The sequence below is a fragment of the Candidatus Symbiopectobacterium sp. NZEC135 genome (genome assembly GCF_025962695.1).
Window position 1 is genome coordinate 1 of record NZ_JAGFPF010000505.1, and the last position, 1,295, is coordinate 1,295.

The 1,295-nt window shown below is 54.9% G+C and carries 1 protein-coding gene and 1 pseudogene; one reads left to right on the forward strand and one right to left on the reverse strand.

Annotation, left to right across the window (positions count from 1 at the left end; genetic code table 11):
• Window positions 1–32: 32 nt before the first annotated feature.
• Window positions 33–806: a peroxide stress protein YaaA gene (gene yaaA, locus J5224_RS28265; RefSeq protein ID WP_264628430.1), complete on the forward strand. Its 774-nt coding sequence runs from the start codon at window positions 33–35 to the stop codon at window positions 804–806.
• Window positions 807–852: 46 nt separating this feature from the next.
• Here the strand turns inward: yaaA and J5224_RS28270 are convergent.
• Window positions 853–1,295, reverse strand: a pseudogene (locus J5224_RS28270) (threonine synthase); the annotation flags it as partial.

Here is a 1,295-nt window from a genome sequence, read left to right on the forward strand (position 1 = left end):
AGTACCTGCAACAAAAACAGGGGAGCCATGCCATGTTGATCACCATTTCGCCAGCGAAAACGCTGGATTACACCAGCCCGTTGGCCACCGAGCGCTACACGCAGCCCGCATTGCTGGACCACGCCAGCGAACTGATCGCCTTGTGTAAACGGCTCACACCGGCACAAATAGCCTCGTTGATGAGCATCAGTGACAAACTGGCGGATCTCAACGCCGGGCGTTTTAGCGAATGGCAGCCCCATTTCACTCCCGACAATGCGCGCCAAGCCCTGTTGGCCTTTAAAGGCGACGTCTATACCGGGCTTGCCGCAGAAGATTTCAGCGAAGCAGATTTCGATTTTGCCCAGCAGCATCTGCGCATGTTGTCCGGGCTGTATGGCGTACTGCGCCCGCTGGACTTGATGCGGCCCTATCGTCTGGAAATGGGTACGCGACTGGAGAACCAGGCCGGCAAGGATCTTTATCACTTCTGGGGTGATACCATCACGCAGCACCTCAATCAGGCGCTACAGGCACAGGGAGATGACATCCTCGTCAATCTGGCGTCAGATGAATACTTCAAATCCGTCAATGTCAAAAAGCTCAATGCTACGCTGATAAAACCGGTGTTTCTGGATGAGAAAAACGGCAAGTTCAAGGTGATCAGTTTCTACGCCAAAAAGGCGCGTGGCTTGATGAGCCGTTTTATTATCAAAAACCGGCTGACGCAGGTTGAGCAACTGCAAGATTTCAATCTGGAAGGTTACTGCTTTGCGGAATATGGCGCGACCGAGCAGGAGCTTGTCTTTAAGCGCCACGCGCAGTGAGGGTTACCGTTCCCCGCACGGTGCGGGGAACGATAAACAGCATAACTTATTCCGGCAACGCCATCAGGAACTGACGCAACTGCGCGAAATCGGGCGCAAAGTTATGCGAGAGCAATTCCAGATCCGCACGCTGCGCCAATGCGTCTGGCAGATCCAGCGTTTTACCCAGAATGGCTTCTACGCTCTCTTTGAATTTCGCCGGATGCGCTGTTCCCAGGAACAAGCCGAACTCGCCCGGCTGGAGTTGGTCGCGCAGCAGACGATAAGCAATGGCTGCATGCGGTTCGGAGGTGTAGCCCAGCGCTTCCAGTTCATGCAGGGTCGCTTTGGTCACATCATCACTCACCGCACCAAATCCCAGCGTTGGCAGCGCCCAATTTTTACGACGGAACAACTCCTCTACGCGCGGCCAGTTGTACGGCTGGCTAACATCCATCGCGTTAGACAACGTTGCCACTGTCGGATTGGGGGCCCATTCGCCGTTGCTGA